The organism is Xanthomonas sp. NCPPB 3583 (assembly GCF_041475715.2).
Classification (GTDB): domain Bacteria; phylum Pseudomonadota; class Gammaproteobacteria; order Xanthomonadales; family Xanthomonadaceae; genus Xanthomonas; species Xanthomonas euvesicatoria.
On record NZ_CM191263.1, the window covers coordinates 2,678,531 to 2,701,184 of the forward strand.

Below are 22,654 nucleotides of genomic sequence, written 5' to 3' on the forward strand. Positions count from 1 at the left end.
CAACCTACCCTATCCAGGCGCCGAGTTCGACCGCCCTGGCGTTGCGGCCAGGGCGGTCGAGCACCTCACCAGTTCAGGCCGAAGGCCAGACGGAAGGTACGCATCGGCGACGCCAGCACACCGGTCGGTGTGCCGTAAGCCGTGTTCAAGTCCTGCAATGTTCCGGTATCGCCGTTGAAGGTGGCGTAATTAACCCAGTTGAACACGTTGAGGATATCCGCACGCACATTGAATTTGACACCACCGCCGGTGTCCCACTCTTTATTGGCGGCAATGCTGAATTCCTTGTAGCCCAGCGTGCCATCCGGCTTGAACTGGATGATCTCGCACTGGTCGTTGCCGGCCAGGCAATTCTGGCCATAGCGCGCGGTCTGGCTGGCCAGCGACAGCTTGCCGGACAGCTTGATCTCATACGGCAGCTCGTAGATGCCGGTGACCACCAGGCGGTTCTTGGGGATGCCGCCGGCTTCGCGCCAGCCATAGTCCTGGATGCGTTCGCGGTCCAGCGCATAGTGCTCGCCGAACTGCCGGTTCTCCTTCGCATCGGAATAGGTGTAGGCCACGGTCAGGCCCCAGCCGGATTCTTCGTCGAAGGGCTTTTCCACCTGCAAGGCGAGCTGGTTGTTGCGGGTTTCCACGCCATTGGTGCCCAGCACGATGGCGCTATAGCCATTCGGGCCGTCGGTCGGCACGCCGGAGGTGGTGCCCGGCTGGAAGAACGACCCGTCCGGCAGGCGGTTGCCGCGCACGAAGGCGAAACCGTCATGGCTTTCGATGCGGCTCAGGGTGACATCGGTGAACCAGTCCTGGCCCCACAACGGCACCATGTTGCGCATGCCGATGCTGAATTGATCGGAGTACGGGGTCTTGAGGTTGTTGTCGATCAGGTAGACCTCACGTCCGCCACCGCCGGTGCTGTTGGCCGTGAGTGTGTTCAAGCCATCCTGACTGTTGTACGCCGGATTCCAGGCCGTGCACGGGTCGCCCAGGCAAGCGGGGTTGTTGGCGCTGGTGAAGTAGTAGCTATACGACTTGAAAGAGTTGTTGAGCTGCTCCAGTGCCAGGTAATCGAAGATGTTGCGGTCATAGGCACGACCGGCGCCGCCATAGATCACGTGGGCCTGATCGCCGAACAGGTCGTAGGAGGCGCCCAGACGCGGCTGCCAGGCATTCTTGAACGCCTTGCGGTTGTTGCCGGTGCTGATGAAGTCGTTGATGTTGTAGTTGGCGTTGCGCAGGTTCGGCCAGTTCTGCAGCGCGCTGGCGACATCCGAGGGGGTCACGAAATCCAGGAATGCCGGGGTTTGCTCGTAGTCGTAGCGCACGCCCAGGTTCAAGGTCCAGTGCTCGTTGACCTCCCAGTCGTCCTGCAGGTAGATGCCGTACTGCTTGTTCTTGGACACCACCGAACCGCCACCTTCCACCAGCGGCGCACCGAAGCGCACGCGGTACGGTGTTTGCACGTCGGTGAGGATGTTGTAGTAGTACTGCGGGTTGGCCGGATTGAACTGGGTCGAATCCAGGTCGATGCTCTTGAACTTCACGCCCATCTTGACGGTGTGCGCGCCGTGCCATTCCAGGCTGTTCAAGGTCAGGTCGTCCTGGAAGGTCCAGCCCTTCTGCCCCTTGCGCTGGAAGCTGCTGCCGGCGCCCGCCGCCAGGATGTCGGTCTCGTTGCCGCGCACCGGCGCGTAGCTGAGGATGTAGCCATTGCCGTTGTTGATCGGCGCCTGGTTCCAGAACGCGCTTTCGTAGCTCAGGTTGGCTTCGTTGAGGAAGTTGGCCCCGCTGTACTGCCAGCGCAGGTTGGCGCGCTTTTCTTCCTGGCCGTTGATGCTGCCGTGCTCGTAGGTCGAGGTGCGGCCGACGTCGTTGAGCTCGTCTTCCTTGCGGTACTTGCCGGTCAGCTCGAACAGGTTGTTTTCGCCGATGGTCCAGTCGATCTTGCCGAAGTACAGGTCTTCCTTGAACGGCGTGCTGGAGGTCACCACCAGCGGCTGCAGCTGGGCCGGCAACTGGTCGACGCGGTCCGAATAGATCGAGCCGGGGATCACCACGTTCGGGGTGGTGTATTCCTTGGCTTCATAGGCGATGAAGAAGTGCGCCTTGTCCTTGAGGATCGGGCCGCTGAAGGTGGCGCCGTACTGGGTTTCTTCGAAGTCGTCGCGCACGCCGGCCTTCTTCTCCAGCGGGCTTTCCTCGCGCCAGCTGTCGTTGCTGGTGTCCCAGAAGAAGCTGCCGTGGAAATCGTTGGTGCCGGACTTGGACGAGGCCACGATGGCCGCGCCGCTGACCTGGTCGAACTCGGCCTTGTAATTGGAGGTGATGACCTTGTATTCGCCGATCGCCGACTGCGGGAACGGGTTGCCGCGGCTGGAATCCTGGCCGCTCACGCCGCCGGTGAGCACGTAGTTCTTCTGGCTCACGCCGTCGATGTAGACGTTGGTGCCTTCGGCCGAGGTGGCGCCGGTGCGTACCTTGGTGGTGCCGTTGGCCTCGCGGGTGAACTGCACGTTCGGCACGGTGTCGGCCAGTTCCAGGAAGTTGCGCGTGGCACGCGGCAGGTTCTGGATCTGCACGTTGGAAATGTAGGTGGCGTTCTCGGAGGTGCGCGTCTCCACCAGCACCGGCGGCGCCTTCACCTGCACCGCGTCCAGCGTGGTGGCGTTACCACCCGCGGCGGTGGCCGGCTCGCCGCCGACGCCCAGGTTCAAGGTCGCGGTCTGGCCGACCTGCACGGTGACGTTCTGCGAACTGGTCTGGCCATTGGCGGTGACATCGATGCGGTACGAACCCGGCGGCAGGCCGCCCACCGAATAGCCGCCATTGCTGACCTGCACGGTGCGGGTCAGGCCGGTGGCCAGATTGGTGGCGGTGACCTGCGCCTGGGCGGCAGGTGCGGCATCGACGGTGACCTGCCCGCGGATGGTCGCAGCGGTGCTCTGTGCGAAGGCCGGAGCGGCGCCGAGCAGCAGGCAGCTGGCAAGCGCGCAGCTGAGCAGCTTGCGCGCCGGACGGGCGGAATGGGGGTGGTGGTGGCGCATGGTCGTCCCTCCAGGGATCGGTACAGATTGTTGTTGTGGCAGTGCAGTGGTGCAGGAACAGCCGCTGCGGGGACAGCGGGAGCGGACAGGACGTCCGCGAAAAGGTCGGCCCGGAAACGCGTGGCCGGAAAGGTCAGTGAGCCGATTGGCCGGTACCGCAGGAGGCACGGATCACCAGCTCGGGCGTCAGCAACTGGCGGATGCCGTCGTCGCGGTCAGGCGTTTCGACCAGGCGCATCAGCCGGGTCATCGCCTGCTCGCCCAGCCGGGCGATGCTCACCCGCATGGTGGTCAGCGCGGGATGGACAAAGCGGGCCAGCGGAATGTCGTCAAAACCCGCCAGCGCCACGTCGCCAGGCACCGACACATCAGCCTGGGCGAACGCGTACAGGCAGCCCAGCGCGGTCATGTCGTTGGCGGCGAACACCGCATCCGGCAACGCGCCGGCCGCCAGCATCGCCAGCCCGGCGCGGTGGCCGGAGGCTTCGTCGAAGTCGCCCGGGTATTCCACGCCCTGCGCCTGCGCACCGAACGCAGCAAGCGCATCGCGGAAGCCGCGCAGGCGTTCGCGCGCATCGAAATTCAGCGCCGGGCCACCGATGAAGGCGATGCGGCGGTGCCCGGCCCGCAACAGGTGCTCGGTCATGGCCATGGCACCGGCGTGGTCGTCGATGCTCAGCACCGGATAGTCGGCACCGGGCAGGTGCGCATTGATCAACACCGTCGGCAACGACTGCGGCAGGTTGTCGGTGAGGAACCCCGGCTGCTCGGCGTAGGGCGAGAGCACCAGCAGGCCATCGACGCGCCCGCGCATCGAGCGCAGCGCCCTGCCCTGGGCTTCCGGATCGCCGTGGTAGCTGGACACCAACAGGTGCTGGCCGGCCGCGCGCGCTGCGCCGTCGATGCCACGGATCAATTCGGAAAAGAATTCGCCATACAAGTCCGGCAGCACCACGCCCAGGGTCTGCGAGCGCCGGCTGCTCAGGCTGCGCGCGGCCGCATGCGGGCTGTAGCGCAGCCGCTCGGCCACCTCCAGCACCTGCTGGCGCACCGGTCCGGCAACGTTGTCGTGCCCGTTGAGCGCACGCGACACCGTTGCGACGGAGACCTGCGCTTCCCGAGCGACATCTTTGATGGTGACCGCACCCTTGGCCATTCGTGTCGCCCTCCGCGACCGACTTCCCAAAACTGGCGCGGACTGTAAGCGTTTTCATACAGAGGCGTAAACCCCTATCTTCACATGCGTGAAAACGCTTACAGATCAATCAGCTGCAGGTGAGGAGCACGTGAAGCAATGTGCTGCGTCGCAACAAATATGCACCCATGCGTCCACACGCGAATAAGGATGCAGGTCACGATTCGCTGGTCAATCCAGTCTTGCCAGGACCGCACGGACCGGCGCCTGCACCGGCACTCCCGCGGCCTTGCCGGCTGCACCCTGACGCTCGCTGCCGAGAAGGCAATCACCGCTGAGCCCGGCAGTTCTGATCACAGCAGACGGCCCGGTACGACCGCCGGCGTTCCCCGCGACGTTCAGCCAACCTCGCCCGGCGCGAAGGCCTCGATCGACAAGGCATGAATATCGGTCTGCATCATCTCGCCCACCGCGGCGTACACCGCGCGATGCCGTGCCAGTGGCGGCTTGCCTACGAATGCGGCGCTGACCACGCGCACATTGAAGTGCCCGCGCCCGTCGCGCGCACCGGCATGGCCGGCATGCCGCGCGCTGTCGTCGACGACGTCCAGTTCGGTGGGCGCCAGTGCCGCCTGCAACGCTGCGCGGATCTGCTCGACCCGGCTCATGGCAATACCCGGCGGAATGGGCGGACCTCGGTGCGCGTGTACACGCCCGCTTCCACATAGGGGTCGGCATCGGCCCAGGCGCGCGCATCCTCCAGGGCGTCGAACTCGGCAATCACGACGCTGCCGCTGAAACCGGCCGGACCTGGATCTTCGGCGTCGATGGCCGGACACGGGCCCGCCACCAGCAACCGCCCAGCAGCCGCAAGCGCCTGCAGACGCGCCAGATGCGCCGGCCGCGCCTGCTGCCGTGCCGCCACTGCGTCGGCCCGGTCATATCCCTCGATTACGTACCACACACGCCACCTCGCCCAAGACTGGAAGATCACCGCACCGATTCTAGCCGCGTCGGCGCTGGACACCGCCCCCGTGCACGCATTACCCTTGGCACCACTGCACACGCAACCGGACGCAGCGGCCCGTCGGCCCAGGCGCAGCGCTCTTCCCGACGACCGATTCGCTGCCCACCGCCGGTCCGCGTAGACGACCTCCTCGCTGTTCCGTCGCCGCATGCCACGCGGCGGACGTTGTATGTGGATTTGTGGGATCGTGCCGGCACAGGCACGACATTGATCGCAATAACTCAAGGCAAAGCCCTGCAGGCGCGGCTTAAGACCGCCGCCGGCGACCGCAAGACCGATGTCGACCTGATGAATTCCGAACTCGCGCACGTCGCGACTCCGCCAGCCACGAGCGCGACGCCACAGCAGCAGGAAATGCCGCTGGCGGTGGTGCATGGGCAACCGGTGCTGCAGATTCCGCAGGATCTGTATATCCCGCCGGATGCGCTGGAAGTCATCCTGGATGCCTTCGAAGGCCCGCTGGACCTGCTGCTGTATCTGATCCGCCGCCAGAACCTGGACATCCTGGACATCCCCGTCGCCGAGATCACCCGGCAATATGTGGACTACATCAATGTGATGCAGGAGCTGCGCTTCGAACTGGCAGCCGAATATCTGGTAATGGCGGCAATCCTGGCCGAGATCAAATCGCGCATGCTGTTGCCGCGCCCTCCCAGCCAGGATGGCGAAGAAGAAGATCCGCGCGCCGAGCTGGTACGCCGCCTGCAGGAATACGAACGCTTCAAGCAGGCCGCCGAGGATCTGGACACCCTGCCCCGCATGGGCCGCGACAGCGCGCCGGTGCAGGCGCATCTGCCCGAGCGCGCAGCGGTGAAGCTGCCGCCGCCGGTGGAGCTGAAAGAAATGCTGATGGCGCTGTACGACGTGCTCAAACGCGCCGAGCTGTTCACCGGCCATGCGATCAAGCGCGAGGCGCTGAGTGTGCGCCAGCGCATGGGCGATGTGCTCAGCCGCCTGGACGATGGCAAGTTCTACCGTTTCGAATCGCTGTTCACTGCCCAAGAAGGCAAGCTCGGCGTGCTGGTCACCTTCCTGGCGCTGCTCGAACTGGCCAAGGAGCAGTTGCTGGACATCGTGCAGGAAGCGCCGCTGGCGCCGATCTACGTGAAGTCGCTGGCGTTGGGCAATACCAATGCGCCGTTGCAATTCTCCAGCGAATTCGACGATAGCGATGCCGCCAACGAACCTATCTGAAGCCGATCACCGAATGGATCAAGCGCTGATCACCCGCATTATCGAAGCCGCCCTGTTGGCGAGCAGCCAGCCGCTGACGCTGGCGCAACTGCAGGGCCTGTTTCCGGAAGAAGAGCCGGCACCGCCCGGCAGCGTGGAGCGCGCCCTGGAACTGCTACGCGAGGCCTGCGCCGAGCGCGGCGTGGAACTGGTCGAAGTGGCCTCCGGCTTCCGCTTCCAGGTCAAGGCCGATGTGCATGGCTGGGTCGCCCGGCTGTGGACCGAGCGCCGCACCAAGTACACCCGCGCCACGCTGGAGACCCTGGCGCTGATCGCCTACCGCCAGCCGATCACCCGCGGCGAGATCGAGCAGGTCCGCGGCGTGGCCGTCAGCAGCAACATCATCCAGGCGCTGGAAGAGCGCGAATGGATCCGCGTGGTGGGCCACCGCGACGTGCCCGGCAAGCCGGCCCTGTTCGGCACCACCAAGGGCTTTCTGGATTATTTCGGGCTCAAGCGATTGGACGAGCTGCCGCCATTGTCTGAGTTGAAGGACATCGCCGAGCTGGAACCGCAGCTGCCGCTGGACCGCGACGGGCAACTGGATGGCGCCGTGCCCGCGGCGGCAGCGATGGACGCGGCGCGGGATCAGGCCGATGCAGATCAGGCTGACGCCGAGGGCGGCGATACGGCTGCGGGTACTGACGATGCGGATGCTGGCGGTACCGACGCGGATGTGGAAGCCAACGCTGGCGCTGCGGCTGACGACAGCGGCACCGGCGCTTCGCAAGATAGTTTGGAAACGGACGAGGCCGACGCCTCGGCGAACCCGGCCAGCAACACCGAAGCACCGGGCGATCACCAGGCCGACGCCGAGCACGATACCGGAATTGAAAGTGACGCCGACGCCGACCTGCATGCACAGCAATCGCCTGACGATGCCGCAGTCGACCAGCAACACCACGGTCTCGATGAGGCGATCGACACCGAAGCGGTCGACGAAGTAAACGACCAGACACCGCAACACCCCGAGCATGGCTCGGCGCACGAGAAGAACACGCAGGACCCAGACGACGCCCGTGAGGGCGACCCCGACACCGCGCCGGGAACGCGCGCGGATGCAGTGAACGAAGACGAAGACAACGCCGTCGCGACGACGACCGTGGCTGTTGACGAAGCCGATTCCGACCCAGAGGCCGACCCGCAACGCGGCGGCCGGAGCCAGACACATGAGTGACACCCCCCGCAAGCTGTCGTTGAACAAGCTTTCTCTCAAGCGCGACAGCGCGCCCGAAGCGCCCAAGCTGGAAGAGCGCCTGCACAAGGTGCTGGCCCAGGCCGGCCTGGGTTCGCGCCGCGCGCTGGAACAGCGCATCGCCGACGGCCTGATCAAGGTCAATGGCGCCGTTGCGCAGACCGGCATGTCGGTGCGCAGCGGCGACAAGATCGAGTTGGACGGCCGCAGCTTCGTGGCCAGCGCGCTGACCGAGCCCTCGCGCGTGCTGATCTACAACAAGCCCGAAGGCGAAGTGACCACGCGCGAAGATCCCGAAGGCCGCCCGACCGTGTTCGAGTCGCTTCCGGTTTTGAAGGGCTCGCGCTGGATCGCCATTGGCCGCCTGGACATCAACACCACCGGCCTGCTGCTGCTCACCACCGACGGTGAGCTGGCCAACGCGATGATGCACCCCTCCTACGAGGTCGAGCGCGAATACGTGGTGCGCGTGCGTGCGCCGGAAGGCGAAGAAAAAGTCTCCGATGCCATCATCGAGCGCCTGTCGCGCGGCGTGCTGCTGGAAGACGGTGGCGCCAAATTCGACGAGATCGAACGCATCGGCGGTACCGACTCGCACGACTGGTTCCGCGTGGTGGTCAAGGAAGGCCGCAACCGCGAAGTGCGCCGCCTGTGGGAATCGCAGGGTTGCCAGGTCAGCCGCCTCAAGCGCAGCCGTTACGGCAAGATTTCGCTGCCGCGCGAGCTGCTGCGCGGGCACTCGGTGGAAGTGGCGCAGGACAAGGTCGACGCCTTGCGCGCCGAGCTGAAACTGGAAGAAGGCGCGCCGTCGGCACTGACCCTGCAGCCGGTGATCGGCCAGCGCCGCGCCGCCAAGTCGACCGTGCACGTCTCACGCGATGGCCGCAGCAATGCCTACGTCAACGGCCAGACCTCTGGCGCGGATGAAGGCCGCGAACTGCGGCGTTTCGACAACTTGCGCGAAGATCGCGGCCGCGGCGGTCGCGGCAAGCCCGGCGGTTTCAGGGGCGGCCTGACAGTCAGCGGCGAAGCGGCCGCCAAGCAATCGCAGCAGCGCCCGTTCAAGCAGCGCGGCCCGGCCAAGGGCGACCGCGGCGCGTTGCCAGACGGCAACCCGGCCGCGTTCCGCAGCTGGTATGTGCCAGATGGCGTGAGCACCGGCCCGAGCGGCCACCGCAATGCCGGCCCGAGCGGCCCGGGCACCGGTCAGGCACGCCCGTATGCCAAGAAAGGACCGGGTGGTGCGCGACCGGGCGCTGGCGGTCCAGGCGGCGCCCGCCCGGGTGGTCCGGGACGCGGCGCTGGCGGCGGACAGGGTCAGTCGCAGGGCCAGGGGCAACGCAAGCACCCGTATGGCCAGCCGGGCAACGCACCGAGCTTCCCCTCCGATCACGCCAACCCGGGCTTCAGCCCGTACGGTGCCGCACGCCCTGCTGGTCGCCCGAGCGGTGGGCGACCGGGTCCGGGTGGTAATCGCGGCCCCGCGTCTGCCAACCGTGGCCCCGGCGGTCCCGGTGGCGGCGCTCGCGGCCCGGGTGGCGCACCGCGTGGCCCCGGCGGCCGTCCGCCGGGCGGCGGCAATCGTCGTCCTCCCGGCGGCGGTAATCGCGGTCGTTGAGCGTCAACCGATCCGCGTATAAAAAACGGCCCTGCAAAGGGCCGTTTTTATGTGGAGGACGGTATAGGACATCGACTGAAGCAGAGAAGCTGCCGCGTATCCGGTCGTGCAGTCGTTTAACGAAAGCCCCCCCCCCTTGCAGCGCCATCGCGATGCAGACACTGCACGCACCGCTTGAATGAGCGCGATCCGATGCTGCGACCTGGCTCGGCCCCACGACTGCGCGGCCTTCGGGTGGGCACGACCGTTGCTCGACATCGACACCTGCCACCTGTGCACTCCGGTGTTGGGCGCGCAGTGCACGCCCATCCGGGGACAGCTCGCTCAGCTTGTTACCGCTCTTACTTGCGACGCTCGATCACGAAGTTACCCACGTTGACACCCAGGTCCACGCCCTCGCCTGTGCCTGCCAGCGCAAGCGAGATATCGCCCTTGGTGACGACCTGTGCGGTACTGGACTTCACGACGCCCGCGTGCGCTTCGGCGGCGGCATACGTGCCGAACAGGTCGTTGAGGCTATAGGCACCGCTGAAGGTGCCGCGGCCGCCGACGATCTTGGATTTACCGACCGTCAGGCCACCGCCTTTGCTGGAGATCTTGACCGGAATGACCGCACCGTTATCGCACTTGATGGTGCCGGTACCGCTGGCGGTTTTGTAGAACACCGACCAGCCGGACAAGTTGAACGACAGCTGGCAATCGATGTTGCCGGCGGCCTGCGCCTGCGGAGCCAGCGTGGCGGCGCCAAGCAGCGCGATGAGCGAAAGTGACTTGATCATGTGAGCAGTGCCAGTGGTGGACGTGGCGCGAGACTAGCAGCGCCGATGTGGCAGCCGCGACAAGATTCCAGCGCGGCGCAGGCGTTTGTTCAGCGGGGTCTTAGCTAAGTCCGACAGGGCAACAGAGCTGCCGCCTGCGGCCGCGACATGGGATGATTGCCGCATGCCACGCACCGTCTACAGCCTGCTCGCCAGCGCACTGCTGCTGCCCGCCCTCGCCCACTGCGGCGAGGCGATTCCCACCCAGGGTTACACCGTCGTCAAGACCTATCCGCACGACACCGCTGCCTTTACCGAAGGCCTGTTCTATCTGGACGGGCATCTCTACGAGAGTACCGGCGAGCTGGGCCAGTCCAGCGTGCGCAAGGTCGATCTGGACAGCGGCAACGTCCTGCAGCAGGTCAATACGCCGCCGCCTTTCTATGGCGAAGGCATCGTGGCCTGGAAGGATCGCCTGATCCAGCTGACCTGGCGCAATCAGCGCGGCTTCGTCTACGACCTGGCCACGCTGGCACCGCGTACCCAATTCACCTATTCCGGCGAGGGCTGGGCGCTGACCAGCGATGATCGCCAGCTCTATATGAGCGACGGAACCGCCAACATCCGCCGGCTGGATCCGCAGAGCCTGAAACAGATCGGCAGCATCGAGGTCACCGCCCGCGGCAAGCCGCTGGACAACCTCAACGAGCTGGAATGGGTCAAGGGCCAGTTGCTGGCCAACGTGTGGCTGACCACCCGCATCGCACGCATCGACCCCGCCAACGGCAAGGTCATCGCCTGGATCGACCTCAAGGCACTGGTGCCAGACCCGGACACCTTGACCGACCACACCAATGATGTCCTCAACGGCATCGCCTACGACGCCGAGCACGATCGCTTGTTCGTCACCGGAAAGCGCTGGCCGAAGATCTACGAGATCAAGCTGGCTCAATAGCCGGGATTGGGGATTGGCGACAGCGGCCGGGCTTGCAACTGCCCGGCAGCAGCTTGTGCCGATCCCGGATCGCTAATCCCCAATCTCGAACCGATCTGCATCCAACATCGCGGGAAAACGGGCGCGGTGCTCGGCCAGCGCAGTTGCGCTGATGGTGGTGGTGACCACCTGCTCGCGTTCGCGGATTTCCACCTGCGGCTGACCGAGGAAATCGATCACCGCGCTGTCGCCGGCGTAATGCAGTTGGTTGCCATCGATGCCAATCCGGTTGACCGCCGCCACGAAGCACAGGTTTTCGATCGCGCGTGCGCGCAGCAACGTCTTCCACGCGTAGGCGCGGGCGGACGGCCAGTTGGCGACGAACACTTGCAGATCAAAATCCATCTGCCCCGGGCGTTCGACATCGAAGCGGTTGCGGCAGAACACCGGAAACCGCAGGTCGTAGCAGACCTGCGGATTGATCCGCCAACCCTTCCATTCCACCGTCAGCCGCTCGCGCCCGGCCGCATAACGCAGATGCTCGTTGCCGAAGCGAAACAGGTGGCGCTTGTCGTAGTACTGCAACGCCCCATCGGGCGTGGCCCAGAGCAGCCGGTTGAATACCCCGGCGTCGGTACGCAACTGAACGCTGCCGGTCACCGCTGCACCCAGGCGTGCGGCTTGCGCACGCACCCACGCCACGGTCGGCCCGTCCATCCCTTCGGCCTTGTCGATGGCGTCGTTGGAGAATCCGCTGGTGAAGGTTTCCGGCAGGATCACCAGATCGGTCTGCCCGGCCAGCGGCTCCAGCAGCGCAGCGTAATAGTCGCGGTTACCGGCCGGGTCATGCCAGCGGGTGTCGCCTTGGATCAGGGAGATGCGCAGGTCATGCATGGTGAGACTCGGGAAAGGAGAATCGGGAATGGAGAATCGGGAATCGAAAAGCGGTTTAATGAGGGCGTTATGTCATCGAGCCAGTGCGAATTTAGATCAAAAAGCGGCCGGCCGTTCTTACGATTCCCGAATCCCGAATCCCGATTCCCGGCTCGTCAGAGCCTACGCAGGCGCTCGATCGCCGCATCCAGCGTCGCATCGTTCTTGGCAAAGCACAGCCGCGCCAGGCGCTGCCCTGCAGGCGCGTTCTGGTAGAACGGCGACAATGGGATCGCGGCCACGCCCTTCTCGATCGTCAGCCACTTCACGAATTCGGTATCGGGCAGATCGCTGATGGCTGAGTAGTCCACCAGCTGGAAGTAGCCGCCGGGCACAGGCAACGGCTTCAAGCGCGTGGCCAGCAGCCGTTCGCGGAAGCGGTCGCGCTTGGCTTGGTAGAACGCGCCCAGTTGCTCGTCGTGTTCGGGCTCGTCGCGGATCATTGCAGCGAAGGCGTGCTGGGCCGGACCGAAACTGGTGAAGGTGTTGTACTGGTGCACCTTGCGGAATTCGGCCGTGAGCGCCGGCGGTGCGATGGCGTAGCCGATCTTCCAGCCGGTGCAATGGTAGGTCTTGCCGAAGCTGGAAATCACCAATGCGCGCTCGCGCAGTTCCGGCCAGCGCAGCACCGATTCGTGCCGGCGGCCATCGAACACGATGTGTTCGTAGACCTCATCGGACAGCAAAAAGATGTCGGTGCCGCGCAACAGCTCGGTCAGCGTCTGCATGTCCTCGGCCGACAGCATCGCGCCGGACGGGTTGTGCGGCGAGTTGATCATCAACAGGCGCGTCTTGGGGGTGATCGCGGCGCGTAGCGCAGCCCAGTCGACCGCAAAGGTCTGCGGGTGCAGCGCCACATGCACGGCACGTGCGCCGGCCAGATCGATCGCCGGCTCGTAGCAGTCGTAGGCCGGGTCCAGCACGATGACCTCTTCGCCGGCGCGCACCACCGCGTGGATGGCGTTGAAGATCGCCTCGGTGGCACCGCTGGTGACGGTGATCTCGGTGTCGGCATCGACCTGCGCGCCATAGCAGCGCTGTGCCTTGCCGGCGATGGCCTGGCGCAACGCGGCCACGCCGGTCATCGGTGGATACTGGTTGTGGCCGGCCGCCATGGCCTTGCTCAGTTCGTCGACCAGCCGCTGCGGCACCGCGAAATCGGGAAAGCCCTGGCCCAGATTGACCGCGCCGTGCTCGGCCGCCAGCTGCGACATGACGGTGAAGATGGTGGTGCCCACCTTGGGCAGCTTGGTCGTGAGGGGCATGGTGCCTGTCCGGACAAGAAACGGGGGACCGCGAGTGTACGCAAAGCCGCCAGCCGGTTGCGCCCGGACGCTGCAAAACAGCGTTCCCTGACACATCGCGGCGCCTGCGGCGATGCCGCAGGCGTCCCCGGCATGCCACCATCGTCGCTACAATGCGCGCCCGGTCCGGCGCGTGCCTGCCCCGGCCCTTCCCCATGCCGTCCTGCGACCCGAGCCTGCTGCACCGATGATCGAACCGCTGCACACCGCACCGCCGCTGCTGGCGGCGCACGCCCTGGCCTTCAGTCGCAACGAGGAGCCGGTGTTTGGCCCGCTCGATTTCCATGTCGATGCCGGCGAAGCGTTGCTGGTGCAAGGCGACAACGGCGCCGGCAAGACCACGTTGCTGCGCGTACTGGCTGGCCTGCTGCACGTGGAGCGCGGGCAGATCCAGATCGATGGCAAGACCGCCAAGCGCGGCGACCGCAGCCGCTTCATGGCCTACCTCGGCCACCTGCCCGGCCTGAAGGCCGACCTCAGCACGCTGGAAAACCTGCACTTCCTGTGCGGCCTGCATGGCCGTCGCGCCAAGCAGATGCCCGGCAGCGCGCTGGCGATCGTCGGCCTGGCCGGTTACGAAGATGCGCTGGTGCGGCAATTGTCGGCTGGCCAGCGCAAGCGGCTGGCGCTGGCACGGCTATGGCTGTCGCCGGCACCACTCTGGTTGCTGGATGAGCCGTACGCCAATCTGGATCTGGATGGCATCACCCTGGTTAACCGAATGATCTCCGCGCATCTGCGCGGCGGTGGCGCGGCGCTGGTCACCACGCACGGTGCGTATGCAGCGCCACCGGTGCGCACCCGCATGCTCACGCTGGAGGCTGCGGCATGAGCACGCATTCGCCGCAACCCTCGCTCTGGCAGGCGGCCCGCGCCCTGCTTGCCCGCGACCTGCACCTACTGTGGCGACGCCGTAGCGATGCATTGCAGCCGGCACTGTTCGCATTGCTGATCGTGGTGTTGTTCGCGTTGGGACTGGGCGGACGCCCGGACCTGCTTGCGCAGGCCGCGCCGGCGGTGCTGTGGCTGTCGGTGTTGCTGGCTGGCCTGCTGTCGCTGGACGCCTTGTTCCGCAGCGATGTGGAAGACGGCTCGATAGAGCAGTGGCTGCTGGCACCGGTGCCGTTGGCCTGGTTGATCGCAGTGCGCGTGCTGCTGCATTGGGCGACCAGTGCGCTGCCGCTGATTGCCGTGACGCCGCTGCTGGGCGAATTGCTGCACCTGCCGCATGACCAATTACCTGTGCTGCTGGCATCGTTGGCGCTGGGAACGCCGCTCCTGAGCCTGCTCGGCGCTGTCGTTGCGGCACTGACGGTGACGATGAAGCGCTCTGGTATTCTCGTGGCCTTGCTGGCGTTGCCGCTGTACGTGCCGGTGCTGGTGTTTGGTGCCGGCAGCGTGGCGGCCAGCGGACAAGGGCAGGATGCGGTGGGTGCGTTGTTGTTGTTGGGCGCCGGACTGGTGATCGGCGTGGTCCTGGCACCGCTGGCTGCGGCGGCCGCGATCCGCATTTCGTTGAGTTGAGCGCTGCACTCGATGCATCGTCGATAGCACGTCCCGCACAACGCGTTGTTGCTGTTTCGAGAGCCAATGCCATTCCAAAGGCTACTGCCATCGCATGAACGTCGTCGTCCGCTGGTTCCACCAACTCGCATCGCCCCCGATCTTCGACCGTTTTACTGCGCGCTGGGCGCCCTGGTGCTACGCGCTGGCCGCGTTGCTGCTGGGCGTGGGCATCTGGCAGGCCTTGTTTGCGGTGCCGGCGGATTACCAGCAAGGCGACAGCTTTCGTATTCTCTACATCCATGTGCCGAGCGCGTGGATGAGCCTGTTCGTGTTCGGGCTGATGGCGCTGTATGCGGCCATCGCGTTGATCTGGCGCATCAAGATCTGCGAGATCCTGGCGATGGCGTGCGCGCCGATCGGCGCTGCGTTTACCGTAATCACCTTGCTGACCGGCAGCATCTGGGGCAAACCGATGTGGGGCGCCTGGTGGGACTGGGACCCGCGCCTGACCACCGAATTGATCCTGCTGTTTCTGTATTTGGGCGTGATCGGCCTGTATCACGCCATCGACGACCGCCGTCAGGCGGCGCGCGCGGCGGCGTTGCTGGCCATCGTCGGGGTGGCGCTGCTGCCGGTGATCCGCTATTCGGTGGTGTGGTGGAATTCGCTGCATCAGGGCCAGAGCATCCGCCTGCTTGGGCCGTCCACCATCGACGCAAGCATGCTGCTGCCGCTGTGGTTGATGGTGATCGGCACCAAGTTCTGGTTTGTCGGGTCGCTGTTGACGCGCGCGCGCGCCGACAACCTGCGCCGCGAGGCGGGCAAAGCCTGGATCGTGCGCGATGCGCAGGAGAGTGCGGCATGAGCTACCTGCCTTACGTCATCGCCGCCTATGCGGTGTTCGTGCTGGTGCTGCTGTGGGACCTGATTGCCGGCCGTTGGCAGGTACGTCGCGCCCTGAAGACCGCCCAGGCGCGCCGTCTGCGCGAGCGCAAGCGCGCGGTGCCCAGCGATGCGGAGCTGATCCGGTGAACCCGCAACGTCGCCGCCGCCTGTGGCTGGTGCTGGCCTTGGTGCTGGCCGGCGGGCTGGCAACCACGCTGGTGGCCATGGCCTTGCAGCGCAACGTGGCCTACCTGTACACGCCCTCGGAAGTGCTGCGTGGCGATGCCGGCGCGCATTCGCGCTTCCGGCTTGGTGGCATGGTCGAAAAAGGCTCGTTCAAACGCGCCTCCGGCGCATTGGAAGCGCAATTCCGCGTCACCGATGGCGATGCGCAATTGCCCGTCAGTTACGACCGCATCCTGCCGGACCTGTTTCGCGAGGGGCAGGCAGTGGTGGCCACCGGCCGCATGCAGAACGGCATCTTCGTCGCCGAAGATGTGCTGGCCAAGCACGACGAAACCTATATGCCGAAGGAAGTCGCCGACAAGATGGGCAGCGCGCATCGCAAGCACGATGTGCCGGCCGCTGCGGGCCAAGCTGGAGAGCTGCATTGATGGCGTGTGTCAGGAGATCGGCATTCCTGCAGACAGGTGGCTTGCGCGGCGGGTGCGTGGCTAACGATGTCACCGTGCGTTGGCAAGCAGGTGCAACCGCTGCAGTGATGCGGACTCTGCAATGCACCTGCCGTCGTGGCACGGACCCACGCTCGACAACGCGCCGACCCGATGCTTCCTGAACTCGGGACGTTCCTGCTGGTGCTGGCCCTGCTGGTGGCGCTGGTGCAGGCCGTGGTGCCGCTGGCAGGCGCACAACGCGGACGCAGCAGCTGGATGGCCGTGGCGCGGCCGGCAGCGCTGGTGCAGCTGGCACTGATCGCATCGGCCTTTGCCGTGTTGACGCATGCCTTCTTGGTGCAGGATTTTTCGGTGCGCTACGTCGCCGAGAATTCCAACAGCCTGCTGCCGGTGATGTACCGCTATTCGGCGGTGTGGGGCGCGCACGAAGGCTCGCTACTGCTGTGGACGCTGGTGCTGGCGTTGTGGACCGGCGCGGTGGCGATCTGGTCGCGGCAGCTGCCGGCGCATGTGATCGCGCGCGTGCTCGGCGTCATGGCGCTGGTGAGTATTGGGTTTCTGGCGTTCCTGCTGTTCACCTCCAACCCGTTTGCGCGGTTGTTTCCGGTGCCGCCGGAAGGTGGCGACCTCAATCCGCTGCTGCAGGATCCGGGGCTGATCGTCCATCCGCCGATGCTGTATTGCGGCTACGTCGGCTTTGCGGTGCCGTTCGCGTTCGCCATCGCCGCGCTGCTGGAAGGCCGTATGGATGCGCGCTGGCTGCGCTGGACGCGGCCGTGGACCAATGTCGCCTGGTCGATGCTCACCGTGGGCATCGCGCTCGGTAGCTGGTGGGCGTATTACGAGCTGGGCTGGGGGGGCTGGTGGTTCTGGGACCCGGTGGAGAACGCCAGTTTCATGCCGTGGCTGGTGGGCACCGCACTGCTGCATTCGCAGGCGGTGACCGAAAAGCGCGGCAGCTTCGCCAGCTGGACCTTGTTGCTGGCAATCGCCGCCTTCGCGCTGTCGCTGCTGGGCACCTTCCTGGTGCGCTCGGGCGTGTTGACCAGCGTGCATTCGTTCGCCGCCGACCCGTCGCGCGGGCTGTTCATTCTGGTATTCCTGCTGGCCGTGGTCGGTGGTTCGTTGCTGCTGTATGCGCTGCGCGCGCCGCTTCTGTCGGTGGCGGACGATCCGCGTCGCGCATTCGCCGGCAGCTCGCGCGAAACCCTGCTGCTGTTGAACAACCTGCTGCTCACCTGCGCCTGCGCCATGGTGTTGCTGGGCACCTTGTACCCGCTGCTCGCCGATGCGTTGGGACTGGGCAAGTTGTCGGTCGGCCCGCCCTACTTCGGCACCTTGTTCGTGGTGCTGATGGCGCCGCTGGTGGCGCTGCTGCCGTTCGGCCCGCTCACCCGCTGGCAGCGCGAACAGGCCTCGCGGCCGGTGGCGATGCTGGCGCCGTGGGCAGGCCTGGCGCTGGCGGCCGGCGTGCTGGCCTGGTTGGTCGCGCCGCAGGGACAGTTGAAAGCCGCCTTCGGTGTCGCCGGTGCAGCCTGGGTGCTGCTGGGCACCGCGCGGTTCCTGTGGACGCGGCGGGCGGCCAAGGGGCGCAGATTCACCGCCGAGATGCTGGGCATGGTGCTGGCGCACCTGGGCGTTGCGGTGTTCCTGTCCGGTGCCCTGCTGGTGGAGGGATTGAGCCTGCAGCGCGAAGTGGCGCTTGCGCCCGGGCAGCAGGTACAGATCGGCCGCTATGCCCTGCATTTCGACGGGCTGGAAGAACTGCGCGGGCCCAATTACGTGGCCGACCGTGCCAACCTGCAGGTGCTCAAGGACGATGCGCCGGTGGGCGCGCTGCAGGCCGAAAAGCGCCGCTACGCCAGCGGTGGCCAGACATTGACCGAGGCGGCGATTCGTCCTGGCCCGTTTGGCGACCTGTATGTCGCCCTTGGCGAACCGCTGGGCAACCAGGCCTGGGCGGTGCGTGTCCACCTCAAACCGTTCGTCCGCTGGATCTGGCTGGGAGCGCTGCTGATGGCGCTTGGCGGCCTGGTGACCGCGGCCGACCGGCGTTTTCGTCGTTCTCCGGAGATCCAAGATGGTTGAGTCACGTTCGCCCCGCCTGCCCACTGCGGTTCTCGTGGGCGCCATCGTGCTGCTGCTCGCCCTGGCAGCGCTGCTGGTCTACGCGGTGGTGCGCTCCGGTCAGGACGATCGCGATGCCCTGCCCTCTGCGTTGATCGGCAAACCGGCGCCGGAATTCGCGCTGCCGCTGCTGCACGACCCGGCCATCGTGGTGCATGCGCGCGAATTGCGCGGCGCGCCGTACATCATCAACGTGTGGGGCAGCTGGTGCCCGGCCTGCCGCGAAGAACACCCGGTATTGAGCCGCTTCGCACTGACCAAGCGCGTACGCGTGATCGGCTACAACTGGAAAGACGAGCGCAACGATGCGCTGCGCTGGCTCGAACAACTCGGCAACCCGTATCTGCTGGTGGTCGCCGATCAGGATGGCCGCACCGCCATCGATTTCGGCATTGCTGCCGCGCCGGAAACCTTCTTGGTCGACGGGCGTGGCGTGGTGCGCTGGAAGTACAGCGGCATGCTGACCCAATCCATCATCGACACCCAGTTGATTCCGGCGCTAAGCAAGATCGAACGTTCGCCCACCGCCGCACCGGACCTGCACGCCAAACAATGACCCGCTGGCTGCTGACGCTAGTGTTACTTCCCTGGCTGGCATTCGCCCAGCCGGTCGGCGACCCGGCGCCGCTGCGCTATGCCTCGGCCGAAGAGGAGGCGCGTTTTCACGCACTCACCGCCGAGTTGCGCTGCGTGCAGTGCCAGAACCAGTCGCTGGCCGATTCCAACGCGCAGATTGCGCAGGACCTGCGCCGCGAGGTGCTGGCGCTGATGCACGAGGGCCGCAGCGATGCGCAGATCCGCCAGTTCCTGGTCGCGCGCTATGGCGAGTTCGTGCTGTATCGCCCGCGGGTGGAGTCGCGCACCTGGCTGCTATGGTTCGGTCCGCTGCTGGTGTTGCTGCTGGGCGCGGGCGCCGTGGTGCGGGTGGTACGCAAACGCAGCGTGGCCGCGCCTGTCGTGCCTGCCGATGAGCAGGAGTGGTGATGGCCGGCTTTATCGTCGCGGGGATCGTGATTGCGCTACTGGCCTTCGGCGTGGTGTTGCGCCCGCTGTGGCGCGAAGCGCGCGGCCTGGCCGCAAGCGTGGCAGTGTTGCTGCTGGCCGCGAGCACGGCGTTGTACTGGCTGGTCGGAACGCCTGGCGCCATTACGCAGCCGACCAATCGCCCGGCCACGCCACGTTCGCTGGATGAAGCCATCGTGCAGCTGCGCGCGGCGCTGGCCAGTCACCCCGAACAGGCCGAGGGCTGGGTGTTGCTGGGGCGCTCACTGTCCAGCCAGCAGAAATTTGCCGAAGCGCGCGATGCCTTCGCACGCGCGGTCGCACTCCGTCCGGACGAAGCGGACGTGCTGGTCGCCGCGGCGCAGGCGCGCATGCTTGCCGACGACAGCGGCCGCCCGGACCCGGAAGCCATGCGCCTGCTCGAACACGCGCTGGCGGTGCAACCGGACCACCAACGCGCGCGCTGGTTCCTGGGGGTGGTGCAGCGCCAAGCCGGTGAGCCGGCCAAGGCCAGTGCGACATGGGAGCCACTTTTGCGCGTGGTCGATGCCTCCACCCGCCCCGGCCTGCTCGAACAGATCAATGCCGCCCGACAGGACGCCAGGCTTGAGCCGCTCCAGGCACCGGCTGCGCCTACCGCCGCCGCAGCGAGTGGCAAACGCCTTCAGGTGCGCGTGACGCTGGATGCCGAATTCGCCAAGCGCGCCGGACTGCCCGGCGATACCAGCGTGTTCGTGATCGCGCGCGCGGCCGACACGCCGATGCCGGTGGCGGTGGAAAAACACGCGCTGCGCGAGCTTCCATTGACCATCACGCTGGATGATGGCGACAGCCCGATGCCGACGCGCACGCTGTCGTCGCTGGGCAACGTACAGCTGCTGGCACGGCTCTCGCGCAGCGGCAACGCCATGCGCCAGGCCGATGACGTGGAGAGCGCTCCGGTGACGGTCGCACTGCCTGCGGCCGCGCCGGTGGAACTGGTGATCGGCCGCTGATGGCTGACGCATTGCGTGTGATGGGCGAGGTCATCGACCTAACTGATGCGGGCAAACACTCGATCTTCGTGCAGCCATGCCGCTGTACTGAAGGTACATCACGCCTGCATCGACACAGATCGAGCGGCGTTTGCGATTGCCTGCTGAGCCGGATGTTTCGTTGTCTACATGCGCATGCAGACGAATGTACGCACCGCCGGCCAGCAGCCTAATCGCGTATCAAATGAGCGCCCCTCGCTTCGTGTATTTCCCATCTCACATGCCCCCCAGCACCCTCGCGCAGTGCCAGCTAGAATTGGCCCATGACTGAATTCATCCCTGCCGGCACGCTGTACCACGCCCTGCCCTCGCCGTTTCCGATGAAACGCGGTGGCGTGCTGCATCAGGCACGCGTGGCGTACGAGACCTGGGGCACGCTGGCCGCAGATCGCAGCAACGCGATCCTGATCGTCACCGGCCTGTCGCCCAATGCGCACGCGGCGGCAAACCAGGCCAACTCCGAGCCGGGCTGGTGGGAAGCGATGCTGGGCCCGGGCAAGCCGATCGATACCGCACGCTGGTTCGTGGTCTGCGTCAATTCCTTGGGCAGTTGCAAGGGCTCGACCGGGCCGGCCTCGGTGAACCCTGCAACCGGCGCGCCGTATCGGCTCACCTTTCCGGATTTGTCGATCGAAGACGTGGCCGATGCCGCAGCCGATGTGGTGCGCGCACTGGGTATCGCGCAACTGGCCTGCCTGATCGGCAACTCGATGGGCGGCATGACCGCGCTGGCGCTATTGCTGCGTCATCCCGGCATCGCGCGCAGCCATATCAATATCTCCGGCAGCGCGCAGGCATTGCCGTTTTCGATCGCGATCCGCTCGTTGCAACGCGAGGCGATCCGGCTGGATCCACACTGGAACGGCGGCCACTACGACGATGCCCGCTACCCGGAATCGGGCATGCGCATGGCGCGCAAGCTCGGCGTGATCACCTATCGCTCGGCGCTGGAATGGGACGGCCGTTTCGGCCGCGTGCGACTGGATTCCGAGCAGGCGGCAGATGATCCGTTCGGGCTGGAATTTCAGGTGGAAAGCTATCTGGAAGGCCACGCGCGCCGCTTCGTGCGCTTCTTCGACCCCAACTGCTATCTTTACCTGAGCCGCTCGATGGACTGGTTCGACCTGGCCGAGCATGTCGACGAGCAACCGGCTACCGACTCTGCCATCGACCACGCCCATGCAGATGCCCTGCCCGCCTCCGCCAAGCCGCAGACCGGCGTCTCGACCGCCGACACGGTGCTTGCCGGCCTGGCGCGTATCCGCGTCGCGCGTGCGCTGGCGATCGGTGCCAACACCGACATCCTGTTCCCGGTGCAGCAGCAGGAGCAGATTGCCGACGGCCTGCGTGCCGGCGGCGCCGATGCGCACTTCATCGGCCTGGATTCGCCGCAAGGCCATGACGCGTTCCTGGTCGATTTCGCCCGCTTCGGCCCAGCGGTCCGCGATTTTTTGCAGGACTGTTGAGTTCCTTGAACGTCGCTCTGCGCCGCCGGATCTCGGCCGATGCTGCTGGAAGATGACGACCGTCACCGCTGTTTTTTCCGGCTGGGCAGTTGATGCGTGATATGCGCGCAGATCGCACCGGCAAGCCACACCATCCAACAGAGCAACGCGAATGCGCTATCAGGGACGTCTCAGCGACTGGAATGATCACAAGGGCTTTGGCTTCGTCACGCCCCATGGTGGTGGCGACCGCGCATTCGTCCATATCAGCGCATTTGCACAGCAGACGCGTCGCCCGCGCGATGGGGAGATCATCACGTATGCAATCGAACGCGATGCGCACAAACGCCTGAATGCCACGCAAGTGCGGTGGGCAGACCGTACCACCGCCGCCAGGACCGAACAGCGTCGCAGCGGCTTGCCACGCAAGACGCTGGCTGCGGTGTCGATGCTCGCGTTGGCGGCGGCCACGCTGATGCACGTGGTACCGGTGATCGTCCCGCTCTGGTACGCGGCGGCCAGCCTGGTCACCCTGCTGATCTATGCGATGGACAAGTCGGCCGCGCAACGCAATCAATGGCGCATACCCGAATCCAGCTTGCACCTGCTGGCGCTGATCGGTGGTTGGCCAGGTGCATTGCTGGCGCAGGAAATCTACCGGCACAAGTGCAGCAAGGCGGCGTTTCAGCTGAGGTTCTGGCTCATGGTTGCGTTGAATGTCAGTGCACTGGTACTGGCAGTGACCGAGACCGATCTGATGGCCGCGCTTGCGGTGCTGTTTGATTGAACGCGATCAACAACGCGCGGCCAGGCGATCAACGCCCATCCTGTGACCACGT

Annotated in this window: 22 protein-coding genes; 15 read left to right on the forward strand and 7 right to left on the reverse strand. The window is 65.9% G+C overall.

Annotated features, from left to right (window positions below):
• Positions 1–65 precede the first annotated feature (65 nt).
• The 4 genes from ACCQ07_RS11820 to ACCQ07_RS11835 all read right to left on the reverse strand — a co-directional run bounded on the left by ACCQ07_RS11820 (position 66) and on the right by ACCQ07_RS11835 (position 5,143).
• Entirely contained in the window at positions 66–3,044 is a 2,979-nt protein-coding gene (locus tag ACCQ07_RS11820; RefSeq protein ID WP_122272967.1) for a TonB-dependent receptor, read from the reverse strand.
• Between the two features lie 133 nt (positions 3,045–3,177).
• Positions 3,178–4,200, reverse strand: coding sequence for a LacI family DNA-binding transcriptional regulator (locus ACCQ07_RS11825; RefSeq protein WP_008571806.1), 1,023 nt, complete (start codon positions 4,198–4,200; stop codon positions 3,178–3,180).
• A gap of 377 nt (positions 4,201–4,577) precedes the next feature.
• Complete coding sequence (locus ACCQ07_RS11830) at positions 4,578–4,847, reverse strand: BolA family protein (RefSeq protein ID WP_008571805.1); 270 nt, start codon at positions 4,845–4,847, stop codon at positions 4,578–4,580.
• Complete coding sequence (locus ACCQ07_RS11835; protein WP_029819551.1) at positions 4,844–5,143, reverse strand: YciI family protein; 300 nt, start codon at positions 5,141–5,143, stop codon at positions 4,844–4,846. Before ACCQ07_RS11835 ends, ACCQ07_RS11830 begins: the two co-directional genes overlap by 4 nt.
• A 228-nt stretch (positions 5,144–5,371) precedes the next feature.
• Here ACCQ07_RS11835 and ACCQ07_RS11840 point away from each other — a divergent pair, with 228 nt between their 5' ends.
• The 3 genes from ACCQ07_RS11840 to ACCQ07_RS11850 are packed head-to-tail and all read left to right on the forward strand — an operon-like array spanning position 5,372 to position 9,252.
• A complete protein-coding gene (locus ACCQ07_RS11840; protein WP_372172794.1) occupies positions 5,372–6,400 on the forward strand; it encodes a segregation and condensation protein A in 1,029 nt (342 codons plus the stop codon).
• 13 nt (positions 6,401–6,413) lie between these two features.
• Positions 6,414–7,616: an SMC-Scp complex subunit ScpB gene (gene scpB, locus ACCQ07_RS11845; RefSeq protein ID WP_057681896.1), complete on the forward strand. Its 1,203-nt coding sequence runs from the start codon at positions 6,414–6,416 to the stop codon at positions 7,614–7,616.
• Positions 7,609–9,252, forward strand: a complete 1,644-nt coding sequence (locus ACCQ07_RS11850; protein WP_372363351.1) for a pseudouridine synthase — start codon at positions 7,609–7,611, stop codon at positions 9,250–9,252. Before scpB ends, ACCQ07_RS11850 begins: the two co-directional genes overlap by 8 nt.
• Positions 9,253–9,593: 341 nt before the next feature.
• On the opposite strand, the gene ACCQ07_RS11855 is transcribed toward ACCQ07_RS11850, so the two are convergent.
• Positions 9,594–10,031, reverse strand: a complete 438-nt coding sequence (locus tag ACCQ07_RS11855; RefSeq protein ID WP_003487019.1) for a hypothetical protein — start codon at positions 10,029–10,031, stop codon at positions 9,594–9,596.
• A 163-nt stretch (positions 10,032–10,194) separates the two neighbouring features.
• On the opposite strand from ACCQ07_RS11855, the gene ACCQ07_RS11860 reads away from it, so the two are divergent.
• Positions 10,195–10,965, forward strand: a complete 771-nt coding sequence (locus ACCQ07_RS11860; protein ID WP_280514568.1) for a glutaminyl-peptide cyclotransferase — start codon at positions 10,195–10,197, stop codon at positions 10,963–10,965.
• Positions 10,966–11,037: 72 nt separating this feature from the next.
• On the opposite strand, the gene ACCQ07_RS11865 is transcribed toward ACCQ07_RS11860, so the two are convergent.
• Positions 11,038–11,838: an amidohydrolase gene (locus tag ACCQ07_RS11865; protein WP_011347683.1), complete on the reverse strand. Its 801-nt coding sequence runs from the start codon at positions 11,836–11,838 to the stop codon at positions 11,038–11,040.
• Between the two features lie 155 nt (positions 11,839–11,993).
• Positions 11,994–13,142, reverse strand: a complete 1,149-nt coding sequence (locus ACCQ07_RS11870) for a pyridoxal phosphate-dependent aminotransferase (protein WP_031422969.1) — start codon at positions 13,140–13,142, stop codon at positions 11,994–11,996.
• 226 nt (positions 13,143–13,368) lie between these two features.
• Here ACCQ07_RS11870 and ccmA point away from each other — a divergent pair, with 226 nt between their 5' ends.
• From ccmA to ACCQ07_RS11925, 11 genes are all read left to right on the forward strand, one after another.
• On the forward strand, positions 13,369–14,013 hold the full coding sequence (ccmA, locus tag ACCQ07_RS11875) for a heme ABC exporter ATP-binding protein CcmA (RefSeq protein WP_008573812.1): 645 nt from the start codon (positions 13,369–13,371) through the stop codon (positions 14,011–14,013).
• Positions 14,010–14,705 (forward strand): heme exporter protein CcmB, encoded by a 696-nt coding sequence (gene ccmB / locus ACCQ07_RS11880; RefSeq protein ID WP_372363352.1) that lies wholly within the window; start codon positions 14,010–14,012, stop codon positions 14,703–14,705. The genes ccmA and ccmB overlap by 4 nt, the downstream gene beginning before the upstream one ends.
• Before the next feature lie 94 nt (positions 14,706–14,799).
• Positions 14,800–15,552 (forward strand): heme ABC transporter permease CcmC, encoded by a 753-nt coding sequence (ccmC, locus tag ACCQ07_RS11885; RefSeq protein ID WP_008573810.1) that lies wholly within the window; start codon positions 14,800–14,802, stop codon positions 15,550–15,552.
• Entirely contained in the window at positions 15,549–15,719 is a 171-nt protein-coding gene (locus ACCQ07_RS11890; protein ID WP_008573809.1) for a heme exporter protein CcmD, read from the forward strand. The genes ccmC and ACCQ07_RS11890 overlap by 4 nt, the downstream gene beginning before the upstream one ends.
• A complete protein-coding gene (gene ccmE, locus ACCQ07_RS11895) occupies positions 15,716–16,186 on the forward strand; it encodes a cytochrome c maturation protein CcmE (RefSeq protein WP_029819560.1) in 471 nt (156 codons plus the stop codon). Before ACCQ07_RS11890 ends, ccmE begins: the two co-directional genes overlap by 4 nt.
• 171 nt (positions 16,187–16,357) lie before the next feature.
• The gene (locus tag ACCQ07_RS11900) at positions 16,358–18,295 is read left to right on the forward strand and encodes a heme lyase CcmF/NrfE family subunit (RefSeq protein ID WP_008573807.1); all 1,938 of its coding nucleotides are present in this window, start codon (positions 16,358–16,360) and stop codon (positions 18,293–18,295) included.
• Positions 18,288–18,890, forward strand: a complete 603-nt coding sequence (locus ACCQ07_RS11905) for a DsbE family thiol:disulfide interchange protein (protein WP_008573806.1) — start codon at positions 18,288–18,290, stop codon at positions 18,888–18,890. The genes ACCQ07_RS11900 and ACCQ07_RS11905 overlap by 8 nt, the downstream gene beginning before the upstream one ends.
• Positions 18,887–19,318, forward strand: coding sequence for a cytochrome c-type biogenesis protein (locus tag ACCQ07_RS11910; protein WP_031422978.1), 432 nt, complete (start codon positions 18,887–18,889; stop codon positions 19,316–19,318). The genes ACCQ07_RS11905 and ACCQ07_RS11910 overlap by 4 nt, the downstream gene beginning before the upstream one ends.
• Positions 19,318–20,331: a tetratricopeptide repeat protein gene (locus ACCQ07_RS11915; RefSeq protein WP_071118377.1), complete on the forward strand. Its 1,014-nt coding sequence runs from the start codon at positions 19,318–19,320 to the stop codon at positions 20,329–20,331. The genes ACCQ07_RS11910 and ACCQ07_RS11915 overlap by 1 nt, the downstream gene beginning before the upstream one ends.
• Before the next feature lie 302 nt (positions 20,332–20,633).
• A complete protein-coding gene (gene metX, locus ACCQ07_RS11920) occupies positions 20,634–21,836 on the forward strand; it encodes a homoserine O-acetyltransferase MetX (RefSeq protein ID WP_071118378.1) in 1,203 nt (400 codons plus the stop codon).
• Between the two features lie 151 nt (positions 21,837–21,987).
• Positions 21,988–22,602: a DUF1294 domain-containing protein gene (locus ACCQ07_RS11925; protein WP_071118379.1), complete on the forward strand. Its 615-nt coding sequence runs from the start codon at positions 21,988–21,990 to the stop codon at positions 22,600–22,602.
• Positions 22,603–22,654 lie beyond the last annotated feature (52 nt).

Coding starts and splice junctions, on each gene's coding strand:
- ccmA (WP_008573812.1), top strand. CDS start 13,369: ATGATCGAACCGCTGCACACCGCACCGCCGCTGCTGGCGGCGCACGCC.
- metX (WP_071118378.1), top strand. CDS start 20,634: ATGACTGAATTCATCCCTGCCGGCACGCTGTACCACGCCCTGCCCTCG.
- ACCQ07_RS11925 (WP_071118379.1), top strand. CDS start 21,988: ATGCGCTATCAGGGACGTCTCAGCGACTGGAATGATCACAAGGGCTTT.
- ACCQ07_RS11915 (WP_071118377.1), top strand. CDS start 19,318: ATGGCCGGCTTTATCGTCGCGGGGATCGTGATTGCGCTACTGGCCTTC.
- ACCQ07_RS11905 (WP_008573806.1), top strand. CDS start 18,288: ATGGTTGAGTCACGTTCGCCCCGCCTGCCCACTGCGGTTCTCGTGGGC.
- ACCQ07_RS11890 (WP_008573809.1), top strand. CDS start 15,549: ATGAGCTACCTGCCTTACGTCATCGCCGCCTATGCGGTGTTCGTGCTG.
- ACCQ07_RS11820 (WP_122272967.1), bottom strand. CDS start 3,044: ATGCGCCACCACCACCCCCATTCCGCCCGTCCGGCGCGCAAGCTGCTC.
- ccmB (WP_372363352.1), top strand. CDS start 14,010: ATGAGCACGCATTCGCCGCAACCCTCGCTCTGGCAGGCGGCCCGCGCC.
- ccmC (WP_008573810.1), top strand. CDS start 14,800: ATGAACGTCGTCGTCCGCTGGTTCCACCAACTCGCATCGCCCCCGATC.
- ACCQ07_RS11850 (WP_372363351.1), top strand. CDS start 7,609: ATGAGTGACACCCCCCGCAAGCTGTCGTTGAACAAGCTTTCTCTCAAG.
- ACCQ07_RS11870 (WP_031422969.1), bottom strand. CDS start 13,142: ATGCCCCTCACGACCAAGCTGCCCAAGGTGGGCACCACCATCTTCACC.
- scpB (WP_057681896.1), top strand. CDS start 6,414: ATGGATCAAGCGCTGATCACCCGCATTATCGAAGCCGCCCTGTTGGCG.
- ACCQ07_RS11830 (WP_008571805.1), bottom strand. CDS start 4,847: ATGAGCCGGGTCGAGCAGATCCGCGCAGCGTTGCAGGCGGCACTGGCG.
- ACCQ07_RS11825 (WP_008571806.1), bottom strand. CDS start 4,200: ATGGCCAAGGGTGCGGTCACCATCAAAGATGTCGCTCGGGAAGCGCAG.
- ACCQ07_RS11900 (WP_008573807.1), top strand. CDS start 16,358: ATGCTTCCTGAACTCGGGACGTTCCTGCTGGTGCTGGCCCTGCTGGTG.
- ACCQ07_RS11855 (WP_003487019.1), bottom strand. CDS start 10,031: ATGATCAAGTCACTTTCGCTCATCGCGCTGCTTGGCGCCGCCACGCTG.
- ACCQ07_RS11860 (WP_280514568.1), top strand. CDS start 10,195: ATGCCACGCACCGTCTACAGCCTGCTCGCCAGCGCACTGCTGCTGCCC.
- ACCQ07_RS11865 (WP_011347683.1), bottom strand. CDS start 11,838: ATGCATGACCTGCGCATCTCCCTGATCCAAGGCGACACCCGCTGGCAT.
- ACCQ07_RS11910 (WP_031422978.1), top strand. CDS start 18,887: ATGACCCGCTGGCTGCTGACGCTAGTGTTACTTCCCTGGCTGGCATTC.